Raw genomic sequence first — 1502 nt, forward strand, 5'->3', positions numbered from 1 at the left:
GCGGTGGATGAAGGGCGCCATTGCGCATAGCCCGGCGACGCTGCGCACCAGCATAAGCTGCCCCACTGCGTAGGTGCCGAGGAGAAACTTGCCGATCGTATCGTTCACGGCGAAGAGCATCACGCCGAGCAGCATCATGAGGATGCCACCAAGCGTTCCCAGGGGTAGCCCGTCGCGCCTCAAGCTGGTGAACAACACCCGATCCTCGTGCGACGGACGCAGTTGATCCGGCGAAGCAGGACCTATCGAGACTCAGAACTGTCGGCAACGGCCGAAACCTCTCGGCAGATCGGAAACTGTTACTTCGGCTGTGGGAGCGAGGACGCCGCTGCCGCACCGGACCGGGCTGCGTGCTGCTCGCCATGGCAGACAAGCGCCCCGGCATCATCGACCAGGTCTTCGGCGCGGATAGCCGTTGAAAGCCCGATGGGTGAAGGCTTACGAGGATGGAGGTAGCCTGGACGGCCTGAGGAAGGCGGCCCGGATCAAAGGCAAAGTAGAAAAACTAGGGGAGGTCTCCGTCGATGCAAAAGGTGCGATTGACTTTCGAGAATATTCGGTCACATCGAGCAACCTACCAGTTTTGGCGCCTCAGGGGGCAAGCCTTCGCACTCGCAGAAGGTTTTTCAGGAAGCTTGGCCGCACGTGCGGCTACTGTCCTCACCGAGCACGGGGAACGGGCCGAAGCCGCGACCGAGTGCGAATTACTGGAGTTGCAGGGTTGCGGTCCACAGACGGCTCGCTTCATCCGGCTGATGCTGCACGGACCTGAAGGCAAGCCAACGATCGGCTCGTCGGATCGGGATCACTCCGCCTCTTCCAATTCACTTTGCAGGTAACCGGCTCTCCGAGCCTCCTGGATGAGCTGGTTCGATATTTCGAGGTCGCGTAGCGCGAGAAGCTGCTCGTCCTTGGTGAGCGGCTCTCCCTGTTTGACGCGAGCACGAAGGGCCTTGATCTCGTCGTTCTTCAACTTGGAGCCTCGGTTTTTCTTGGATCCTGCGGACGCCAGCGCGACCGGCCGCTTACGGTGCGCTGTCAAGCCGCCGGGTCAATCACGCAATTGAGGTATTGGCGGGCCTCTCACCGCCAAAGGGGCGCCACGACGATCGCCGCAAGGAAAGCGAGGGCGGCGATCGGGAGGACGCCGAGACGATCCCCTGCCCATCGTCTCGCTTTCGTGCTTAGATGCGGCATGGCCCGCGCCCTCCCGGCATCACTGAAATGAGCCTCCTCCTCCAACGCCTCGTGACGCTCGTTCTCTTCATCATCGTGATGGCGGGATGGGCGTGGGTGTTGAATAGGACCGTGCCGCAAGCCAGCGATTGGATGGGCTCCGTCTTTGGCGATGTCTGGTCGCTGGTGATCATCGGGGCGATAGCAGCGAGTTGTTGGCCGCTATCGATTTGGCTCGAACGCCGTCATCGCGACAAGCGCGGCATCCAGTCCGGCGCACGAGGCCCCTGAGCCTGTAGGAGCAGGGTCGCGATCCGATCCATGGC

2 protein-coding genes and 1 pseudogene are annotated in these 1502 nt (G+C 61.9%); 1 reads left to right on the plus strand and 2 read right to left on the minus strand.

Annotation, left to right across the window (positions count from 1 at the left end):
* Together EV668_RS00565 and EV668_RS24630 are read right to left on the minus strand one after the other, a co-directional pair.
* Positions 1-198 (minus strand): annotated as a pseudogene (locus EV668_RS00565) (EamA/RhaT family transporter); the annotation flags it as partial.
* 607 nt (positions 199-805) lie between these two features.
* The gene (locus tag EV668_RS24630; protein ID WP_166652295.1) at positions 806-973 is read right to left on the minus strand and encodes a hypothetical protein; all 168 of its coding nucleotides are present in this window, start codon (positions 971-973) and stop codon (positions 806-808) included.
* Positions 974-1224: 251 nt separating this feature from the next.
* Between EV668_RS24630 and EV668_RS00570 the strand changes: the two genes are divergently transcribed.
* Complete coding sequence (locus EV668_RS00570; protein ID WP_133767931.1) at positions 1225-1467, plus strand: hypothetical protein; 243 nt, start codon at positions 1225-1227, stop codon at positions 1465-1467.
* Positions 1468-1502 lie beyond the last annotated feature (35 nt).

The sequence above is a fragment of the Enterovirga rhinocerotis genome (genome assembly GCF_004363955.1).
In the GTDB taxonomy this organism is placed as follows: Bacteria; Pseudomonadota; Alphaproteobacteria; order Rhizobiales; family Beijerinckiaceae; genus Enterovirga; species Enterovirga rhinocerotis.

Coding starts and splice junctions, on each gene's coding strand:
- EV668_RS00570 (WP_133767931.1), top strand. CDS start 1,225: ATGAGCCTCCTCCTCCAACGCCTCGTGACGCTCGTTCTCTTCATCATC.